A 254-nucleotide genomic window follows, 5' to 3' on the forward strand; every position below is an offset into this window, starting at 1 on the left:
TCGTTTCGCTTGGCCTCGGGCGCCTTCGGCTTGGACGGCGGCGTGCTGGCGGTGGCGTCGGCTGCGCTGCCGAGGCCGACCTTGCGGGCAAGATTGGAGAAGAATCCGTCATCCTGCGCCGCCGGCGCCGCATTGGCGACCCGCGTCGGGGCGGAAGCGGGAGCCGGCGCCGCAACAAGTTTCGGCTGTTCCGGCGCGCCCGTCAGCAGATTCTCCGAAGGCGTACGGCTCTCGGCGGGGGCCCTGGGGGGGGT

The 254-nt window shown here is 72.4% G+C and carries 1 pseudogene; it reads right to left on the bottom strand.

The window, feature by feature from the left end:
- Positions 1-254: pseudogene (locus CP49_RS48295) on the bottom strand (L,D-transpeptidase family protein); the annotation flags it as partial.

Source organism: Bradyrhizobium valentinum (genome assembly GCF_001440405.1).
Classification (GTDB): Bacteria; Pseudomonadota; Alphaproteobacteria; order Rhizobiales; family Xanthobacteraceae; genus Bradyrhizobium; species Bradyrhizobium valentinum.